17 protein-coding genes and 1 other RNA gene are annotated in these 17181 nt (G+C 71.6%); 14 read left to right on the top strand and 4 right to left on the bottom strand.

Features of this window, described 5'->3' with window-relative positions; all coding sequences use genetic code 11:
- Positions 1 to 10: 10 nt before the first annotated feature.
- A complete protein-coding gene (locus tag LQF12_RS05265) occupies positions 11 to 418 on the top strand; it encodes a DoxX family membrane protein (RefSeq protein ID WP_231054936.1) in 408 nt (135 codons plus the stop codon).
- Between the two features lie 33 nt (positions 419 to 451).
- Here the strand turns inward: LQF12_RS05265 and LQF12_RS05270 are convergent, their stop codons facing one another.
- Positions 452 to 1138 carry an endonuclease III domain-containing protein gene (locus LQF12_RS05270; protein WP_231054937.1) on the bottom strand — a complete coding sequence of 229 codons (687 nt, stop codon included), beginning with the start codon at positions 1136 to 1138 and terminating at the stop codon, positions 452 to 454.
- A gap of 134 nt (positions 1139 to 1272) precedes the next feature.
- Here LQF12_RS05270 and ssrA point away from each other — a divergent pair.
- From ssrA to LQF12_RS05285, 3 genes are all read left to right on the top strand, one after another.
- Positions 1273 to 1642: a transfer-messenger RNA gene (gene ssrA / locus LQF12_RS05275) on the top strand.
- Positions 1643 to 1791: 149 nt separating this feature from the next.
- The gene (locus LQF12_RS05280) at positions 1792 to 2757 is read left to right on the top strand and encodes an ABC transporter ATP-binding protein (RefSeq protein ID WP_231054938.1); all 966 of its coding nucleotides are present in this window, start codon (positions 1792 to 1794) and stop codon (positions 2755 to 2757) included.
- Positions 2754 to 3734, top strand: coding sequence for an ABC transporter permease subunit (locus tag LQF12_RS05285; RefSeq protein ID WP_231054939.1), 981 nt, complete (start codon positions 2754 to 2756; stop codon positions 3732 to 3734). Before LQF12_RS05280 ends, LQF12_RS05285 begins: the two co-directional genes overlap by 4 nt.
- 16 nt (positions 3735 to 3750) lie before the next feature.
- On the opposite strand, the gene LQF12_RS05290 is transcribed toward LQF12_RS05285, so the two are convergent.
- The gene (locus LQF12_RS05290; RefSeq protein ID WP_231054940.1) at positions 3751 to 4521 is read right to left on the bottom strand and encodes an ABC transporter ATP-binding protein; all 771 of its coding nucleotides are present in this window, start codon (positions 4519 to 4521) and stop codon (positions 3751 to 3753) included.
- A 91-nt stretch (positions 4522 to 4612) separates the two neighbouring features.
- Positions 4613 to 5776, bottom strand: coding sequence for an acyl-CoA dehydrogenase family protein (locus LQF12_RS05295; protein WP_231054941.1), 1164 nt, complete (start codon positions 5774 to 5776; stop codon positions 4613 to 4615).
- 270 nt (positions 5777 to 6046) lie between these two features.
- On the opposite strand from LQF12_RS05295, the gene LQF12_RS05300 reads away from it, so the two are divergent.
- The 3 genes from LQF12_RS05300 to LQF12_RS05310 all read left to right on the top strand — a co-directional run bounded on the left by LQF12_RS05300 (position 6047) and on the right by LQF12_RS05310 (position 8622).
- Positions 6047 to 6328: an HU family DNA-binding protein gene (locus LQF12_RS05300; RefSeq protein WP_231054942.1), complete on the top strand. Its 282-nt coding sequence runs from the start codon at positions 6047 to 6049 to the stop codon at positions 6326 to 6328.
- 126 nt (positions 6329 to 6454) lie between these two features.
- The gene (locus LQF12_RS05305; protein ID WP_231054943.1) at positions 6455 to 6790 is read left to right on the top strand and encodes a DUF3039 domain-containing protein; all 336 of its coding nucleotides are present in this window, start codon (positions 6455 to 6457) and stop codon (positions 6788 to 6790) included.
- A 50-nt stretch (positions 6791 to 6840) separates the two neighbouring features.
- The gene (locus LQF12_RS05310; RefSeq protein ID WP_231054944.1) at positions 6841 to 8622 is read left to right on the top strand and encodes a DEAD/DEAH box helicase; all 1782 of its coding nucleotides are present in this window, start codon (positions 6841 to 6843) and stop codon (positions 8620 to 8622) included.
- A gap of 248 nt (positions 8623 to 8870) precedes the next feature.
- On the opposite strand, the gene LQF12_RS05315 is transcribed toward LQF12_RS05310, so the two are convergent.
- Positions 8871 to 10208 carry a nicotinate phosphoribosyltransferase gene (locus LQF12_RS05315; protein ID WP_231054945.1) on the bottom strand — a complete coding sequence of 446 codons (1338 nt, stop codon included), beginning with the start codon at positions 10206 to 10208 and terminating at the stop codon, positions 8871 to 8873.
- A 66-nt stretch (positions 10209 to 10274) separates the two neighbouring features.
- Here LQF12_RS05315 and clpS point away from each other — a divergent pair, with 66 nt between their 5' ends.
- The 7 genes from clpS to rdgB all read left to right on the top strand — a co-directional run bounded on the left by clpS (position 10275) and on the right by rdgB (position 17181).
- Entirely contained in the window at positions 10275 to 10586 is a 312-nt protein-coding gene (clpS, locus tag LQF12_RS05320; protein ID WP_231054946.1) for an ATP-dependent Clp protease adapter ClpS, read from the top strand.
- The gene (locus LQF12_RS05325; RefSeq protein WP_231054947.1) at positions 10586 to 11194 is read left to right on the top strand and encodes a DUF2017 domain-containing protein; all 609 of its coding nucleotides are present in this window, start codon (positions 10586 to 10588) and stop codon (positions 11192 to 11194) included. The genes clpS and LQF12_RS05325 overlap by 1 nt, the downstream gene beginning before the upstream one ends.
- A gap of 39 nt (positions 11195 to 11233) precedes the next feature.
- Positions 11234 to 12070, top strand: a complete 837-nt coding sequence (gene murI, locus LQF12_RS05330) for a glutamate racemase (protein ID WP_231054948.1) — start codon at positions 11234 to 11236, stop codon at positions 12068 to 12070.
- Complete coding sequence (locus tag LQF12_RS05335) at positions 12067 to 12840, top strand: MBL fold metallo-hydrolase (protein ID WP_231054949.1); 774 nt, start codon at positions 12067 to 12069, stop codon at positions 12838 to 12840. The genes murI and LQF12_RS05335 overlap by 4 nt, the downstream gene beginning before the upstream one ends.
- Positions 12841 to 12979: 139 nt before the next feature.
- Positions 12980 to 15676, top strand: a complete 2697-nt coding sequence (locus LQF12_RS05340) for a phosphoenolpyruvate carboxylase (RefSeq protein WP_435531218.1) — start codon at positions 12980 to 12982, stop codon at positions 15674 to 15676.
- A gap of 111 nt (positions 15677 to 15787) precedes the next feature.
- Entirely contained in the window at positions 15788 to 16576 is a 789-nt protein-coding gene (gene rph / locus LQF12_RS05345) for a ribonuclease PH (protein WP_231054950.1), read from the top strand.
- Positions 16573 to 17181, top strand: coding sequence for an RdgB/HAM1 family non-canonical purine NTP pyrophosphatase (gene rdgB / locus LQF12_RS05350; RefSeq protein ID WP_231054951.1), 609 nt, complete (start codon positions 16573 to 16575; stop codon positions 17179 to 17181). The genes rph and rdgB overlap by 4 nt, the downstream gene beginning before the upstream one ends.

Here is a 17181-nt window from a genome sequence, read left to right on the forward strand (position 1 = left end):
GGAGCCAACCATGGGCTTCGCCCTGCACCGCCTGCCCCTGCGACTCGCCGCCGGAGCGTTCATCCTGAACTCCGGCATCAACAAGCTCGACCTCGACGCCGAGTCCGCTGCCGGACTGCAGCAGGTGGCGCTCAACGCCTTCCCGCAGCTCGAGTCGCTCTCCGCCGAGGACTTCGGGACCTACCTGGCTGCGGGCGAGGTGACCCTCGGCGCCTCCCTGCTCGCCCCGTTCCTGCCCAGCAAGCTGGTGGGCGCGGGCCTGACGGTGTTCGCCGCGTCGCTGGTGTGGACCTACCTGCGCACCCCCGGGCTCACCGAGTCCGACGGCGTGCGGCCCACCCAGGACGGCATCGGCATGGCCAAGGACATCTTCCTGCTCGGTATCGGGCTCGCACTGCTGCTGGAGAAGAAGAAGTAACAGCAGGCCTACGCCGGGCGGACCGGGACCGGCTCAGTCGGTGACGGCCGTCCGGCGGGGCACTCGCGTGCGGGCGGGGAGCACCTCCGCGGCGATCTGCTTCTTGCTCGCCGCGAAGGAGCAGATCGGGCAGGTGGTGAGGTTGTGCCGCTGCGCCGGGCAGTATTCGCGGCCGAAGTAGATGATCTGCAGATGGCGGCGGTTCCAGGTCTCGCGCGCGAAGACCTTCTTCAGGTCGGCCTCGACCTTGTCCACCGCGGTGCCGGTGCTCAGGCCCCATCGCCGGGCGAGGCGGAAGATGTGGGTATCCACCGGGAACGCGGGCAGGCCGAAGCCCTGGGCCATCACGACGCTCGCGGTCTTGTGGCCGACGCCGGCGAGGCCCTCGAGGAACTCCCAATCGGGGCGGACCTGACCGCCGGCTTCCACGATCTGGCCGGCCGCCGTCCAGAGGTTCCTCGCCTTGGTGGGCGCGAGCCCCACCTGCCGGATCAACTCGAGGATGCGCTCCGGGCCGAGGGCGAGCATCTGCGCGGGCGTGCTGGCCTCGGCGAACAGCGCGGGCGTGACCTGGTTGACCTTGGCGTCGGTGGTCTGCGCGGACAGGGCGACCGCCACCAGCAGCGTGTAGACGTTGGTGTGGTCGAGGGCGATCGGGGGGTCGGGATAGAGATCGTCGAGGATCTCGCTGATCCGCTCTGCCTTCTCCGCCCGCCGCACGTCGCCATCGTACCGACGGCGGGGCATGCGAGGGGTCCGTGGAAATATCCGTGACACCACCGGCGTTGTGAGCGATAGACTGATGCAACGCCGTCGGTGGCCTCCGGGCCGGTGAGGGCGTGACAACTGAACAGGGGGGTGATCGGTTTCGACGACGGTTGTCGTTCCAGGAGAAGCGGGCCGAGGATGCAAGGTCATCTCGTCAAACGCTCCTTGCAAACCAATAGGTGCCGATTCCAAGCGCACCGACTTCGCACTCGCCGCCTGAGCGAGTCCTGAAGTCCGTCAGCCCGGGGTAGCTCTCGCCCCGGTTCCTGGCGTCAGCTAGAGAGCCACTGCTCGTAACCCTCGTCATCGGGGTTGCGGGGACTTCTAGATGACTGGGCCCGTCAGCGACTTGTCTGTGTGATCGCTGGGGCCGAGAAAATCTACTAGCAGACTGCGCCCGGAGAAGTCCTGGTTCCGCACTGTCGGACGCGGGTTCGATTCCCGCCACCTCCACCCAGAAGCGCCGCGGGCCACCTTGCGTGGTGCGCGGCGCTTCGTCGTCGGCGGGCGATGATGCCACCACAGCATCGAGGCCGACACGGCTTGCCGCTGCGACCCGGCGCACCGCTAGGGTTTCGGCCAGGGGCTGACACCGAGGAGGGCCGATGTCCGCGCACGCGATCGTGACCGACGGATTGCGCAAGAGCTATCGAGGGGTGCGGCGCCGCGTCGCCGTGGACGGCCTGGACCTGCGGGTCCCGGCCGGCGGTGTACACGGGTTCCTCGGGCCGAACGGTTCGGGCAAGACCACCACGATCCGGATGCTGCTCGGCCTCATCCGCCCGGACGAGGGCAGGATCCGCATCTTCGACCAGGACGTTCCCGCCCAGCTCCCTGGCGTGATCGCGCGGGTCGGAGCGATCGTCGAATCGCCGAAGTTCTTCCCGACCTTCACCGGGCGGCAGAACCTGGAGCTGCTCGCCTCCGCGATTGGCACCCGACGGAGGCGCGTGGCCCAGGTCCTCTCCGAGACCGGTCTGTCCGATCGCGGTGATGACCGCTTCGCCACCTACTCCCTCGGCATGAAGCAGCGGCTGGCCATCGCAGCCACGCTGCTGAAGGAGCCCGACCTGCTGATCTTCGACGAGCCGACCAACGGTCTCGACCCGGCCGGGATCCACGAGATCCGCACCACGATGCGCCGCCTCGCCGACGAGGGGCGCACCGTGCTGGTCAGCAGCCACATCCTGGCCGAGGTGGAGCAGATCGCCGACACCGTCTCGATCATCGGGCGTGGCCGGCTCATCGCCTCCGGCTCGGTGGCCGAGATCATCGGTGATCGCGCCCAGTCCGTGCGCGTGGTGGTGCGACCGGACGAGGCCGAGCGCGCCCAGGGCGTCCTGACCGCCGCGGGCATGAGCGTGCACCCCGATCAGGAGGCACTGCTCGTCGACGGCGCTACCGACCCTGCCCAGGTGAACCGGGTGCTCGCCCAGCACGAGGTCTACGCGAGCGAGCTGGGTGCCACGCGCGTCGGGCTGGAGTCGGTCTTCCTCGAGCTCACCCACGACACCGAGATGGGGCGCAGTCGGCGCCGAGATCGTCGTCGTGGCACGGAGGAGGGCGCATGATGCTGCTGCGTACCGAGCTACGCCGGTTGCGGCTGCGGCGCCTGGTGTGGCTGTTCGTCGTCGCCGGGATCCTGGGCTCCTTCTTCGTGCTGTTCACCACCTGGGCCTCCGCCCAGCCGATCACCGACGAGATGCGCGAGCAGGCCGAGGCCGCCTACCAGCGTGAGCTGGAGAACTGGGAGGAGGACGGCGAGCAGATGGTCGCCGACTGCCTGGAGCAGGAGGAGCTCGAGGCCGAGGCCCAGGGCGGGCCGGTCGACTTCGGGTGCGACCAGATGGAGCCCCAGCGCGAGTGGTTCCTGCCGTACGAGACCACGCTGGCCCAGCACGTGAACTTCACCGGCGTGCCCACCGCCGTCATGGTGCTGGGGATCGTCGGCCTGGCCATCGGCACCACGGCGGTGGCAGCGGAGTTCTCCAGCGGCGCCATGGCCACCTTGCTCACCTTCCAGCCGCGGCGCCTGCGGGTCTATGCCGCCAAGGTCGGGGCGGTCGCGCTCACGGCGGTGCCCCTCTCGCTGTTGCTCACTGGCATCCTCGCCGTCGGGATGTGGGCCGTGTACGAGATCCGGGGCCTCGACGCGAGTGTCGATGACCCGCTGGTCTGGACGGCGGTCCGGGCCCTACTGCTGCTCCCGGCTGCGGCCGTCGTCGGCGCCGTCCTCGCCTTCCTGGTGAGGTCCACCGCCGTCGTGCTGGCCGTGGTGGCCGGCTTCGCCATCGCCTGGGAGGCGATCGGTGTCAATGTCGCCCAGGCCCTCACGCCGTTCTCGATCCGCGCCAACCTCATGGGCTGGCTGCAGTACGGGCACACCTACTGGGTGCAGGAGTGTGAGGCCCAGGCCGACGGCATGCTGGTGTGCGATGGCATCGAGCACACCATCTCCTTCGCCTGGAGCGCCGGATTCCTGGCCGTGGTCGGGGTGGCGCTGCTCGCCGTCGGGGCGTTGGTCTTCCGCCGCCGCGACCTGTCCTGAACCCCGTGCCGGCAGCTCAGCGGAAGCGCTGCACGGCCAGCGGGGCGGCCTCGGCGATCTCCCGGACGGCCGGGTGCTCGCGGCGGGCGAGGATCTCACCGATCGGGCCGCTGGCCACGAACTGACCGTCGGCCAGGAAGTGCACGGTCGGGCACATCCGCTCCACCAGCTCCAGATCATGGGTGATGACCACTGCGGCCGTACCCAGCCGTGCCAGCAGTGCCCCCAGACTCCGGGCCATGTCCCCGCGCGACTGCGGGTCCACCGCGGTGAACGGCTCGTCCAGCACCAGGATCTCGGGCCGGGTGGCCAGTGCCGTGGCCAGCGCCACCCGCTGGCGCTCACCGCCGGAGAGGGTGATCATCACCCGGGTGGCGAACTGCTCCGGGAGGGCGACGGCGTCCAGCAGCTCCGCGGTCGAGGTCGCGTGGGTGCGACCCGCCTTCCGAGCCTCCTTCAGCGCCACCTTGAGATTGCCCGCCACCGTCAGCCGGGGGTCGGAGATGCTCAGGGAGTCCTGCGACTGGAACCGCACGGCCGCGGTGAAGTCCTTCTTCACCTTCCGGGGCAACCGGCTCACCGACCGCCCGTCGTAGGTGACGTCGCCGCGGGTGGGCCGCAGGCTTCCGCGCAGCAGCCGCGCCAGGGTCGTCTTGCCGATGCCGGAGGGTCCGATGATGCCGACCGGGGAGTCTCCGGAGGTGATCGTCAGGTCGACGCCGCGGATGACCTCGTTGCCGGGGTAGCCACCCCAGAGTTCGTGGGCCTGCAGGACCGTACCGGCCATGGGCACTGTGCTCCTTCGTCGGGTGGCAGGGATCTTCCTGCATGCTATCCGCCCCGCCGCGATGCCTGGGCCCGGGGAGCTGCGCTGCGGGTCAGCGGGGGAGGGGGCCCAGCAGCACGCCTGCCATCGCCGCGTGCGCAGAGTCCTCGCTGCTGGGGTGGAACATGCCCGCGAGCACGTCCCGGTAGAGGCGGCTCAGCTCGTGCTCGCTGCGGTAGGCCGCTCCGCCGGCCACCTGGACCGAGGCTGTCACCACCTCGCGGGCCACCTCGGTCGCCCGCCACTTCAGGGCCGACAGCCGCGGGAACCAGAGCTCGCCGTGGTCGGCCCGCTCGTCGACGTCCCGGGCGAGGGCCTCGATCTGCTGCCCCACGCCGTCCAGGCGGATGCCGGCACTCGCGATCCGGCGGCGGACGTCCGGGTCGGCGGCCAGGGTGGCCCCGTCGTTCTTCCGCGAGGTCCGGCGCTGCGCGGCCTCGGCTGCCAGCGTCAGGGCACGCTCGGCGATACCGGTGTAGACCGAGGCGAGCAGGATCTCGAAGCAGGCGAAGATGCCGAAGATCAACGGATCGTTGCTCGGCCCCGGATCGATCCGGCGGATCACGCGATCGGCGGGGGCGTGCGCACGCCGCAGGATCGTCGTCCGGGACTGCGACGCCCGCTGGCCGAGGGTGTCCCAGTCGTCGAGAATCTCGACGCGATCGGCGCTGACCTCCTCCCGGTCCAGGAACGCGAAAACCGACTTCGGGGCGTCCGGGCTGCTGGCATCGGTGCCGAACACGCCCAGGCGGGTCCACGCGGGCGAGAGGGAGGTGAAGATCTTCGTCCCGCTGAAGCGGTAGCCGCCCTCGCCGTCGGGGTCGGCCTCGGACGTGGAGCCGAAGAGCATGAGGTCGTTGCCCGGCTCGGAGATGCCGAAGGCATAGATCTCGCCGGCGGCGGCGCCGGTGAGCACCTCGTCGGCGAAGTCCTCACCGCGGGCGTGCACCACGTTCGCCACGGCGACCCACACGTGGTGCATGTTCACCGCCAGCGCCGTGGCCGGCGCTGCACCGGCGAGGCTGCGCTGGGCGCGGGTGAGGTCACGCAGGCTCGCGCCGCCACCACCGAGCCCGGCGGGCACGTGCACGGCCAGGTAGCCGGCATCGACCAGGTCGCGCAGGTCCTCGTCGAAGAAGTCGTTGTCGTGGTCGTAGCGCCCGGCACGCTCGCGGATCCTCGCCAGCAGGTCGGGGCCCAGGTACTCGTCACTCACGTGTCCAGGGTATCGACGATCCCCGGTCTCGCTCCTGATGCCTCGTGGACACCGCAACAGCCCGGCGCCGCGGCTACACACCCGGCGTGGACCAGATGTGACAGATGTGATGCATGTGACTGCTGTGAAGACTGTCCGCCGTCGATCCGGTCGAAATGGCGGAAACACGCCGAGAAACGCCGTCGAAATGCCCGCACACGGCGGCCGTCGTCGTAGTGTGACCGCAGCGCTCCCCGATCGGGGAGCGGCCACGAACGAAGGGAAAACTCCGTGTCCGTCAACCGCACTGAGCTCGTTGCCGCCATCGCCGAGAAGGCTGGACTGACCAAGACCGACGCCGACGCCGCCCTGGGCGCGCTGCAGGAGGTCCTCGTGGAGTCCCTCGGCAAGGGCGAGGCCGTCAAGGTCACCGGCCTGCTCTCCGTGGAGCGCGTCGAGCGCGCCGCTCGCACCGGACGCAACCCGCGCACGGGCGAGGAGATCCAGATCCCGGCCGGCTACGGCGTCAAGGTCTCCGCCGGTTCGGCCCTGAAGAAGGCCGTCACCAAGTGATCCAGGGCGGCCGCTGACGGCCGCCGTCGGAAGGGGCGTGGGAGTGATCCCGCGCCCCTTCGTCATGTCCGGGACTCCTCGCGTTCCCGTCACGCAAGCCCGGTCCGGGTTTCGTACACTGGTGGTATGAGCCAGCCGAGCGAGCCGACGCATCAGGACCCCCAGCGCGCTGGAGGATCCACGGACGTGCTGGAGCGCGAGGAGACGCGCGAGCAGGCCTCACCCGGGGATGCCGAGCGCTACTCGCACTATGTGAAGAAGGAGAAGATCACCGCCGCCTCCGTCTCCGGTGGGCCGGTGGTGGCACTCTGCGGCAAGGTGTGGACCCCGAACCGGGACCCGAAGAAGTACCCGATCTGCCCGGCGTGCAAGGAGATCTACGAGAGCATGACCGGCGGCGGCGGCGACGGCGAGGACTCCGGCGGGCGCCGCGGATTCTTCGGCTTCGGCTCCAAGAAGTGACGGGGCCGAACACTTCGGCCACCACGCAGAGCAGCGGGACAGCCTCCACCATGCCGGCCGTGCCGGCGGGCTCGACGAGTGCGGCCTCCAACCTTCCGCCCGCCTATCCGGCACGCGCACCCTGGGGCACCGCCTCCCGGCTGCGCGCCTGGCAGGCCGCCGCGCTGGAGTCCTACCTGGCGCGCAACCCGCGCGACTTCCTGGCCGTGGCCACGCCGGGCGCCGGGAAGACGACCTTCGCGCTGCGGGTGGCCACCGAGCTGCTGGAGCAGCGGATGATCCAGCGCGTGACCGTCGTCGCGCCGACCGAGCACCTCAAGACGCAGTGGGCCGACGCGGCGGGCCGGGTCGGTATCCGGATCGACCCGAACTTCCGCAACGCCCAGGGCCGCCAGGGCGCGGCCTACGACGGCGTCGCCCTCACCTACGCGCAGGTGGCGGCCAACCCGAACCTGCACCGCGCACGCACCGAGAATGCCCGCACGCTGGTGATCCTGGACGAGGTGCACCACGCCGGCGATGCGCTCTCGTGGGGCGATGCGATCAGGGAGGCCTTCGAGTCGGCCACCCGCAGGCTGTCGCTGACCGGGACGCCGTTCCGGTCCGACACCTCCCCGATCCCGTTCATCACCTACGAGCCCGATGCCGACGGGATCCGGCGCTCCCGCGCCGACCACACCTACGGCTACGGTGACGCGCTCCGCGATCACGTGGTCCGGCCGGTGATCTTCCTGTCCTACTCGGGCCAGATGCGCTGGCGCACGAAGGCCGGGGACGAGGTCAGCGCCCGCCTCGGCGAACCGCTCACCAAGGACATGATCGGCCAGGCCTGGCGCACAGCGCTGGACCCGGAGGGGGAGTGGATCCCGTCGGTGCTGGCAGCGGCTGACCGGCGGCTGACCGAGGTGCGCCGGCACGTGCCCGACGCCGGCGGCCTGGTGATCGCCACCGACCAGACCAAGGCCCGCGCCTACGCCGCCCACCTGCAGCGCCTCACCGGGAGGCCACCGGTGGTGGTGCTCTCCGACGACTCCGACGCCTCCCGCCGGATCGAGGAGTACGCGCAGGGCGACCAGCGCTGGATGGTGGCGGTGCGGATGGTCTCCGAGGGTGTGGACGTGCCGCGGCTGGCGATCGGGGTGTATGCCACCTCGACGGCCACACCGCTGTTCTTCGCCCAGGCGGTGGGGCGCTTCGTGCGCGCCCGCAAGCGGGGCGAGACGGCCTCGATCTTCCTGCCCTCGGTGCCGGTGCTGCTGGCGCTCGCGAACGAGATGGAAGCCGAGCGCGATCACGCCCTCGACCGCAAGTCGGTGGGCGATGAGACGGTCGAGATCTTCGCGGCCGAGGACGCCGAGTTGGCAGCGGCGAACCGGGACGAGAAGGCCTCCGAGGAGCTGACCCTGCCCGGGTTCGAGGCGCTGGAGGCGCAGGCCTCCTTCGACAAGGTGCTCTTCGACGGCGGCGAGTTCGGCATGGGCGCCGAGATGGGCTCGGAGGAGGAGCAGGACTTCCTCGGCATCCCCGGCCTGCTCGACGCCGACCAGGTCACCACGCTGCTGCGCTCACGCCAGGCCGACCACGTGGCGGCCCGCCGACGTCAGGGTGCCCCCGAGCCGGCGGCGGTGGACGATCACCGCGTCGTGGCGGAGCTGCGCAAGGAGCTCAACCAGCTCGTCAAGGCCTGGGCTCGCCGCAGCGGCACGCCGCACGGCGTGGTCCACACGCGCCTGCGGGAGCACTCCGGCGGCGGCGAGGTCGCCACGGCCTCCGCCGAGCACCTGCGCACCCGGATCACCAAGGTCCGTCGCTGGTTCGTCGGCCAGTCCTGAGCCGGCGGCCGGCGAGGCCCTCGACTGGCGATCGGGATTCGCGCGGCTGAGGGCGACCGGGCTTCGCGCGGAGAAGGGGCCCGGAAGTCAGGGTGAACCGGCCCCAGGGGCCGAAGAATTGACCCCTGGAGTGGGACGCGTCCCCGCGCGGCGAGGCGTCGCCGTCGTCGGGGCCTGACATTCAGGGTCGATGGGTCGAAAGGGTCAAATATTCGGCCCCTGGGGGCCGGGACCGAGGACTGGGCCCGTCAGGCCTCGGCGTGCGTCGTCGGGATGGCCGGGTCCCCGGCCGAGAGGCGGCGGGCGTACGGGGAGAGCTCCTCACGGGAGCCGTGGTGCCGCTCGGCCGCCCTCCGCACGCCCTCCGGCCCGGTCCATCCTGGTTGCACCACGCCGTCCAGGACCAGCGGCACGTGCAGCCCGCGCAGGCCCTCCCCGCCCGGTTCCCACCCGGCGAGGGCGCCGCTGACCACCACTTCCTCGACGGCGCGGCCCGCGGTGTCGACGCGCCGTGCGGCCGCCTTGCGCCCGCCCACGCTCGCCTTCGACGCCGATGCCTTCTGCACCGCCTCCATCTCGCCGGCGCTGTTCTCGCGCTGGACGAGCTTGTAGACCATGCCGCAGGTGGGTGCACCGGAACCGGTGACCACCGAGGTGCCGACCCCGTAGGAGTCGACCGGCGCCGCGGCGAGCGAGGCGATCGCGTGCTCGTCCAGGTCCGAGGAGACGACGATCTTCGTCCCCGTCGCGCCGAGGGAGTCGAGCTGCTCGCGCACCTCGCGTGCCACCTGGCCCAGGTCCCCGGAGTCCAGTCGGACCGCGTCCAGACCGGTCCCGGCCGCCGCGATCGCCCGGCGCACCCCCTCGGTGATGTCGTAGGTGTCCACCAGCAGGGTGGTGCCCGCACCGAAGGAGGCCACCTGGGAGGCGAAGGCCGAGGGTTCGTCGTCGTGCAGCAGCGTGAAGGCGTGCGCGGCGGTTCCCATCGTGCCGAGCCCGTACCGCCGGCCGGCCTCCAGGTTGGAGGTGCCGGCGAATCCGCCCACCACCGCCGCCCGTGCGGCCGCGACGGCGGCGTACTCGTGCGCCCGGCGCCCGCCCATCTCCAGGCACGGGCGCGTGCCGGCGGCGCTCGTCATCCGGGAGGCCGCCGAGGCGACGGCCGAGTCGTAGTTGAGGATCGAGAGCACCAGCGTCTCCAGCAGCACCCCCTCGGCGAAGGAGGCCTCAACCGTCAGCAGCGGGGACCCGGGGAAGAACACCTCCCCTTCGGCGTAACCGTGGATGTCGCCGGTGAATCGGTAGTCGGCCAGGAAACCGAGCGTCTGGTCGTTGACGATCGCGCCCTCACGCAGGAAGTCCAGCTCGGCGTCGGTGAAGCGGAACGTGCGCAGTGCCTCGAGCACCCGGCCGGTCCCGGCCACCACGCCGTAGCGCCGGCCGGCCGGTAGCCGGCGGGTGAAGACCTCGAAGACGCACCGGCGCGCGGCGGTACCGTCGGCGAGCGCGGCCTGCAGCATCGTCAGCTCGTACCGATCGGTGAGCAGTGCCGAGCTGGGAGCGGAACTGGGAGAAGCGGCAGCCATGGAGCCACCGTATCCGCCAGGCGGCGGGGGCTGCCTGCGCTCACCCGGATCCGTACCCTGGGTGCCATGGTCCTCGCCAGCACACCCGTCAGCACGCCGGACACCGAGTCCGTCACCGACGCTGCTGAGTCCCTCGCGCCGGACCGGCCGTGGCGCACCATCGTCTGGAACGACCCGGTCAACCTGATGAGCTACGTGACCTACGTCTTCCGCAGCTACTTCGGTTACTCCGAGGAGAAGGCGACCCGCTTGATGATGCAGGTGCACACGCAGGGTCGCAGCACGGTCTCCCACGGCAGCCGGGAGAAGATGGAGATCGACGTGCAGGCCATGCACTCGTTCGGGCTGTGGGCCACCCTCGCCCAGGACGGCGACTGATGCGCGCGTTCGTGCGCCGCCGGGGCGCCTTCGTCGCCCACGTGGGCGCGCAGGAGCGCACCATCCTCGCCCGCGTCGTGGCCGACACCTGCGAACTGCTCGGCGCGCCGGTGGCACAGGACCCTCCCGACGGCGTCGCCGTGCCGGAGGCGGACGGCGAGGACCCGCTGGCGGGGCTCGCCTGGTCGGCCGAAGCCGTCACCACCCCCGCGGACCCGGCGCTCGCGCGGCTGCTCCCGGACGCGAGCGTCACCGACGAGGAGGTCTCGGCGGAGTTCCGCCGGCTGACCGAGGCGGACCTGCGGGAGACCAAGACCGCTCGGCTGCGGATGGTGTGGGCGGCGTTGCGGGGCCCGGGTGAGGAGCTGCGCGTGAGTCCCGAGCACGCGATGGACTGGGCGAGCGCACTCAACGACGTCCGGCTCGTGGTGGCACAGCGGCTCGAGATCCGGACCGAGGAGGACGCCGAGACGCTGCACGCGGCCGCCGGGTCCGGGGCAGAGGAGGACGGCGACCGCGTCCGGGAAGCTCTCGCCATGCTCTACTCCGCGTTGACCTGGTTGCAGGAGTCGCTGCTGCAGGTGATGCTGCCCACACTCGAGGACTGAGCGGTGCGTGCTCGCCCCACCGCGCCTACGCTCGTGGAGGTGAGCGACGCACCCATCGGCATCTTCGACTCCGGCGTCGGAGGCCTGACGGTCGCACGGGCGGTGATCGATCAGCTGCCGAACGAATCGGTCCGCTACGTCGGTGACACCGCGCACGGCCCGTACGGCCCGCTCCCGATCGCGCAGGTGCGCGCCCATGCACTCGCCGTGATGGACGATCTGGTCGCCTCCGGTGTGAAGATGCTGGTGATCGCCTGCAACTCCGCTTCGGCCGCGGTCCTGCGCGATGCCCGGGAGCGCTACACCATCGCGCGCGGAGTGCCCGTGATCGAGGTGATCCAGCCGGCCGTGCGCCGCGCCGTCGCCGCTACCCGCTCAGGCCGGATCGGCGTGATCGGCACCCGCGCCACGATCGACTCACGCGCCTACGAGGACGCCTTCGCCGCCGCGCCGCACCTGCAGCTGACCACGACGGCGGCCCCTCGCTTCGTGGAGTTCGTCGAGCGGGGCGTGACGTCCGGGCCCGAGCTGCTCGGTGTGGCGCGTGAGTACCTCGCCCCCGTGCTGGCCGCGGACGTGGACACGCTCGTGCTCGGGTGCACGCACTACCCCCTGCTGACGGGAGTGGTCCAGTACGTGGTGGGGGACGCCGTCACGCTGGTCAGCAGTGCGGAGGAGACCGCCAAGGACGTCTACGCGGCCCTGGTGGCGCACGGTATCGAGCAGGAGACGAGCGCACCCGGGCGCCACGCCTTCCTCAGCACCGGCGACCCGGCGGCCTTCACCGCCCTTGCGCGGCGCTTCCTCGGCCCCGAGGTCGGGGCGGAGTCCGCAGCCGAGATCACCGGCGAGATCCCGGTGGTGGCCAGGCGATGAGGCTCGTCGTCCTCGGCTGTTCGGGATCGGTCTCGGGGCCGGACTCGGCCTCCTCCTCCTACCTGGTGGAGGCCGACGACGGCGACCGGACCTGGCGGCTCGTCCTCGACCTGGGGTCGGGTGCGTTCGGGCAGCTGCTGGGCAGGGTCGACCCGGCGTCGGTGGACGCGGTGCTGCTGTCCCACCTGCACGCCGATCACATGGTCGACGCCGCGGCGCTGCACGTCTACCTCCGGTACGGGCCGCAGGGTCCCTACCCGGCCGTGACCGTCCACGGACCGGCGGGGACCGCCGGCCGGGTCGCCGAGGTGTGCGGTCATGGCGAGAGCGTCGACGACGAGTTCGACATCCGGCCGTGGCAGGCGGGCCAGGACCTGCGGATCGGGCCGATGAGCGTGCGGGTGCACGAGGTCCGCCATCCGGTGCCGGCCTACGCCATCCGCATCGAGGGCCCCGGCGAGAGCGGCGGTCGCGTGGTGCTGACCTACAGCGGCGACACCGACACCTGTGAGGGCCTGACCGCGGCCGCGCACGAGGCCGATCTGTTCCTGTGCGAGGCGGCCTTCAGCGAACCGTGCCCGGCACCCCGCGGCATCCACCTCACCGGCCGGCGGGCCGGCGAGGCCGCGGCCGAGGCAGCCGTGCGCCGACTGCTGCTCACCCACATCCAGCCGTGGGTGGACAGCGAGCAGGTCGCCCACGAGGCCCGGTCCGCCTACGACGGGCCCGTCGAACTGGCGCGGCCCGGGGTGACCTGGCCGATCGGCTGAGCCCCGTGCCCACCGGTGTGAGCCGCATCACAGCCGGGCCGCCGAGACGCGGGCCCCGGCGTGCGCTGCGTCCCGTGTGATCGTCCTCGCACCGGACGCGGGTGTCACGCAGTGGTAAAGGCTCGGTAGTCTCGGCGCTATGACCGATGCATCGGAAGCGACCGTGACCACCCCCGCGAACGGGATCGCCACCGGCTCCCGGACGGGCGCAGTGCTCGAGATGCCGGACGCGCTCCGGCATGATGTCCGGCTCCTCGGCGAGCTCCTCGGCACCGTCCTCACCGAGAGCGGCGGGCCCGAACTGCTGGCCGACGTGGAGCGGCTGCGCGAGCTGACCATCTCCGCCTACGACGACGCGAGCAGTGACGCCTTCACCCGGGCCGAGGAACTGGTGGAGTCCTTCAGCCTCGACCGCGCCGAGAAGGTGGCCCGCGCCTTCACCTGCTACTTCCACCTCGTCAACCTCGCCGAGGAGTTCCACCGCGTCCGGGCCCTGCGCTCGCGCGCCGGTGGCCGCACGGCCACCGGCCGCGCTCCTGAGGACTCCCTCACCGGAGCCTGGAACTTCCTCATCGAGGAGGTCGGGGCGGAGGAGGCCCGCCGACGCCTCGACGGCCTCGAGTTCCGCCCCGTCCTGACGGCGCACCCGACCGAGGCCCGCCGCCGCGCGGTGGCCGCCAGCATCCGGAGCATCTCCGAGCTCCTCGGCGAGCGGGACGATCCGCGGCTGGGGGAGGCCGGCATGGAGGCGAACCGCCGCCAGCTGCTCTCCCAGATCGACCGGCTGTGGCGCACCTCCCCGCTGCGCAGCACCAAGCCCACCCCGCTGGACGAGGTGCGCACCGCCATGGGGATCTTCGACCAGACCCTCTTCGATGCCCTGCCGCAGATGTACCGCAAGGTCGACGCGCTGCTGCAGGACCCGGACTCGCCGGCGCCGCTGCAGGCACCGGCATTCGTGCGCCTGGGGAGCTGGATCGGCGCCGACCGGGACGGCAACCCGAACGTCACCTCCTCGATCACCCGATCGGCGGCGGCCATCGCCTCCGAGCACGTGCTGACCGCTCTGGAGGAGGCCGCCGACCGGATCGGGCGCGCGCTCACCTTGGGGGCGGACACCACCCCGGCCTCCGAGGAGCTGGAGTCGCTGTGGAACCGCCAGCGGCAGCTCTCGACCGAGCTGACCGACGACATCGCCGGCCGGTCCCCGAACGAGCCGTACCGGCGCGTGATGCTCGTGATCGCCGCACGCATCGCTGCCACCCGCCGCCGCGATGCGGACCTGGGCTACGAGCACCCGGACGAGTTGCTGGCCGACCTCGCCGCCGTGCAGTCCTCGCTCGCCGCCGCGGGTGACGCGCGCCAGGCCTACGGTGAGGTGCAGGACCTGATCTGGCAGGTCAAGACCTTCGGTTTCCACCTCGCCGAGCTCGAGGTGCGCCAGCACTCCAAGGTGCACAACCAGACGCTCGAGGACATCGACTCCGGCGGCGAGCTGAGCGAGATGAGCCAGGAGGTGCTCGAGACGCTGCGCACGATCGCCTCGATCCAGCGCCGCCACGGCGAGCTCGCCGCGCACCGCTACATCATCTCCTTCACCACCTGCGCCGCCGACATCGCCGCCGTGTACCGGCTGGCCGAGGAGGCGCTCGGTTCGGCCGAGGACGCGCCGACGCTCGACGTCATCCCGCTGTTCGAGACCTTCGCCGACCTCCAGGCGAGCACCGATGTGCTCGAGGAGATGCTCACACTGCCTCAGGTCCAGGCACGGCTGGAGGCGACCGGGCGTCGCGTCGAGGTGATGCTCGGCTACTCCGACTCCTCCAAGGACGTCGGACCCGTCTCGGCGACCCTGGCGCTCTACGACGCGCAGGAGCGCATCGCCCAATGGGCGGCCAAGCATGACATCACGCTCACCCTCTTCCACGGCCGCGGCGGCGCACTCGGCCGCGGCGGCGGCCCGGCCAACCGCGCCGTGCTCGCCCAGCCGCCGGGCTCGGTGGACGGCCGGTTCAAGCTCACCGAGCAGGGTGAGGTCATCTTCGCCCGTTACGGGGACCCGGTGATCGCCCAGCGTCACATCGAGCAGGTGGCCGCGGCGACCCTGCTGCAGTCCACGCCGACCATCGAGTCGCGCAACTCGACTGCTGCCCATGACTTCGCCGACATCGCGGCCACGATGGACAAGGTCTCCCGCGACCGGTTCTACGAGCTCGTCCACACCGAGGGGTTCCCGGCCTGGTTCGGCGAGGTCACACCGCAGGAGGAGGTCGGCTGGCTGCCCCTCGGGTCCCGCCCGGCCCGCCGCGGGCTGAGCATGGAGTCGCTCGAGGACCTGCGGGCCATCCCGTGGGTGTTCGCCTGGACCCAGGCCCGCATCAACCTCACCGGCTGGTTCGGTCTCGGCACCGCCCTCGCCGGCGTCGGGGACGTCGAGCGCCTGCGCGAGGCCTACCGGCGGTGGCCGCTGTTCGCCACGATGATCGACAACGTCGAGATGTCGCTGGCCAAGACCGACGAGCGGATCGCCCGCCGGTACCTGGCGCTGGGTGACCGGGACGACCTCGCGCAGCTGGTCCTGGACGAGCTCGCGCTGACCAGGCAGTGGATCGTCGACATCACCGAGCAGGAACGGTTGCTCGCCGGGCACCGGGTGCTCGGCCGTGCGGTGATGCTGCGCAGCCCCTACGTGGATGCCCTCTCGCTGCTGCAGCTGCGCTCGCTGCGCGCGCTGCGGGCCGAGGACGGCTCGGACGGCGAGCAGGACGAGGCGATCCGCCGTCTCATGCTGCTCACCGTCAACGGCGTGGCGGCCGGGCTGCAGAACACCGGCTGAGCGCGCGAATGCGTGGGCGAATCGCCCGTCGACCTGCGAGCCAGGCCGGCGGGCGATTCGCGTCGGTACCGGCGGGTGGGAGCAGGTAGCCGCTGCCGTAGGCTCGATGCCATGACCGACAGCACAGTGACCACCACCGCCAACCGCGCCGACGGCCGCCGCCCCGACGAGCTCCGCCCCGTGACCTTCCACCGCGGCTGGTCCGACCAGGCCGAGGGGAGCGTGCTCGTCGAGTTCGGCGGCACCCGGGTGCTGTGCACGGCCTCGTTCACCGAGGGTGTGCCGCGCTGGCGCAAGGGGTCGGGGCTCGGCTGGGTGACCGCCGAGTACGCCATGCTGCCCCGCTCCACCAACTCCCGCTCCGACCGTGAGTCCGTCAAGGGCCGGATCGGTGGCCGCACCCACGAGATCTCCCGCCTCATCGGCCGCTCGCTGCGCGCCATCATCGACGTCTCCGCCCTCGGTGAGAACACCATCGTGCTCGACTGCGACGTGCTGCAGGCCGACGGCGGCACCCGCACCGCCGCCATCACCGGCGCCTACGTGGCTCTCGCTGATGCCATCGCCTGGGGCCGGGAGAACGGCGGGGTCAAGGCCGGTGCGAGCGTGCTGACCGACTCCGTGGCCGCCGTCAGCGTAGGCATCGTCGACGGAACACCGGTGCTCGACCTCCCCTACGTCGAGGATGTGCGCGCCGAGACCGACATGAACGTCGTGGTCACGGGGGCGGGATCGTTCGTGGAGGTGCAGGGCACCGCGGAAGGAGCGCCGTTCCATCGCGCCGAGCTCGACTCCCTCCTCGACCTCGCAGTGGCTGGCACCGCCCGCCTCACCGAACTGCAGGCGGCTGCGCTGGCCGAGCCGCTCGCGCGGCCCGCAGCCCCGGGGCCGCTCGCGTGAGCGTCCCTCGTCTGGTGCTCGCCACGCACAACCAGCACAAGGTGGGCGAGTTGCGGGCCATCCTCGCTGCCGCCGGCGTGCCTGCCGAGGGTGTGGTGGGCGCCGGGGACGTCGGCGCGGGTGAGCCCGTCGAGGACGGGGTCACCTTCACCGAGAACGCGATCATCAAGGCACGTGCGCTGGTGGCTCATACCGGCGTCGCCGCGGTGGCCGACGACTCCGGCCTGGCCGTGGACGTCCTCGGCGGGGCGCCGGGCATCTTCTCCGCCCGCTGGGCGGGCAGGCACGGCGACGACGCAGCCAACCTCGACCTCCTGCTCGCCCAGCTGGCCGACGTGCCCGCCGCGCACCGCGGTGCCGCCTTCGTCTGCGTCGCTGCGCTGGTCACCCCCGACGGCGTCGAGCACGTGGAGATCGGCACGCTGCGGGGCACGCTCCTGACTGCTCGCCGGGGGGAGGGCGGGTTCGGCTACGACCCGATCCTGGTACCGGACGGCGAGGTCCGTGCGTGCGCGGAGCTCTCGCCGGAGGAGAAGAACGCGATCTCCCACCGCGGGCAGGCCTTCCGGTCGCTCGCCCCGCACATCGCCGCTTCGCTCATCTGA

It is taken from the genome of Ruania suaedae, from assembly GCF_021049265.1.
Classification (GTDB): domain Bacteria; phylum Actinomycetota; class Actinomycetes; order Actinomycetales; family Beutenbergiaceae; genus Ruania; species Ruania suaedae.

Excerpts from the sequence above, each read along its gene's own strand:
- LQF12_RS05265 (WP_231054936.1), top strand. The coding sequence starts at position 11 with ATGGGCTTCGCCCTGCACCGCCTGCCCCTGCGACTCGCCGCCGGAGCG.
- LQF12_RS05280 (WP_231054938.1), top strand. The coding sequence starts at position 1,792 with ATGTCCGCGCACGCGATCGTGACCGACGGATTGCGCAAGAGCTATCGA.
- LQF12_RS05285 (WP_231054939.1), top strand. The coding sequence starts at position 2,754 with ATGATGCTGCTGCGTACCGAGCTACGCCGGTTGCGGCTGCGGCGCCTG.
- LQF12_RS05290 (WP_231054940.1), bottom strand. The coding sequence starts at position 4,521 with ATGGCCGGTACGGTCCTGCAGGCCCACGAACTCTGGGGTGGCTACCCC.
- LQF12_RS05305 (WP_231054943.1), top strand. The coding sequence starts at position 6,455 with ATGAGCCAGCCGAGCGAGCCGACGCATCAGGACCCCCAGCGCGCTGGA.
- LQF12_RS05310 (WP_231054944.1), top strand. The coding sequence starts at position 6,841 with ATGCCGGCCGTGCCGGCGGGCTCGACGAGTGCGGCCTCCAACCTTCCG.
- LQF12_RS05315 (WP_231054945.1), bottom strand. The coding sequence starts at position 10,208 with ATGGCTGCCGCTTCTCCCAGTTCCGCTCCCAGCTCGGCACTGCTCACC.
- clpS (WP_231054946.1), top strand. The coding sequence starts at position 10,275 with ATGGTCCTCGCCAGCACACCCGTCAGCACGCCGGACACCGAGTCCGTC.
- LQF12_RS05325 (WP_231054947.1), top strand. The coding sequence starts at position 10,586 with ATGCGCGCGTTCGTGCGCCGCCGGGGCGCCTTCGTCGCCCACGTGGGC.
- LQF12_RS05335 (WP_231054949.1), top strand. The coding sequence starts at position 12,067 with ATGAGGCTCGTCGTCCTCGGCTGTTCGGGATCGGTCTCGGGGCCGGAC.
- LQF12_RS05340 (WP_435531218.1), top strand. The coding sequence starts at position 12,980 with ATGACCGATGCATCGGAAGCGACCGTGACCACCCCCGCGAACGGGATC.
- rph (WP_231054950.1), top strand. The coding sequence starts at position 15,788 with ATGACCGACAGCACAGTGACCACCACCGCCAACCGCGCCGACGGCCGC.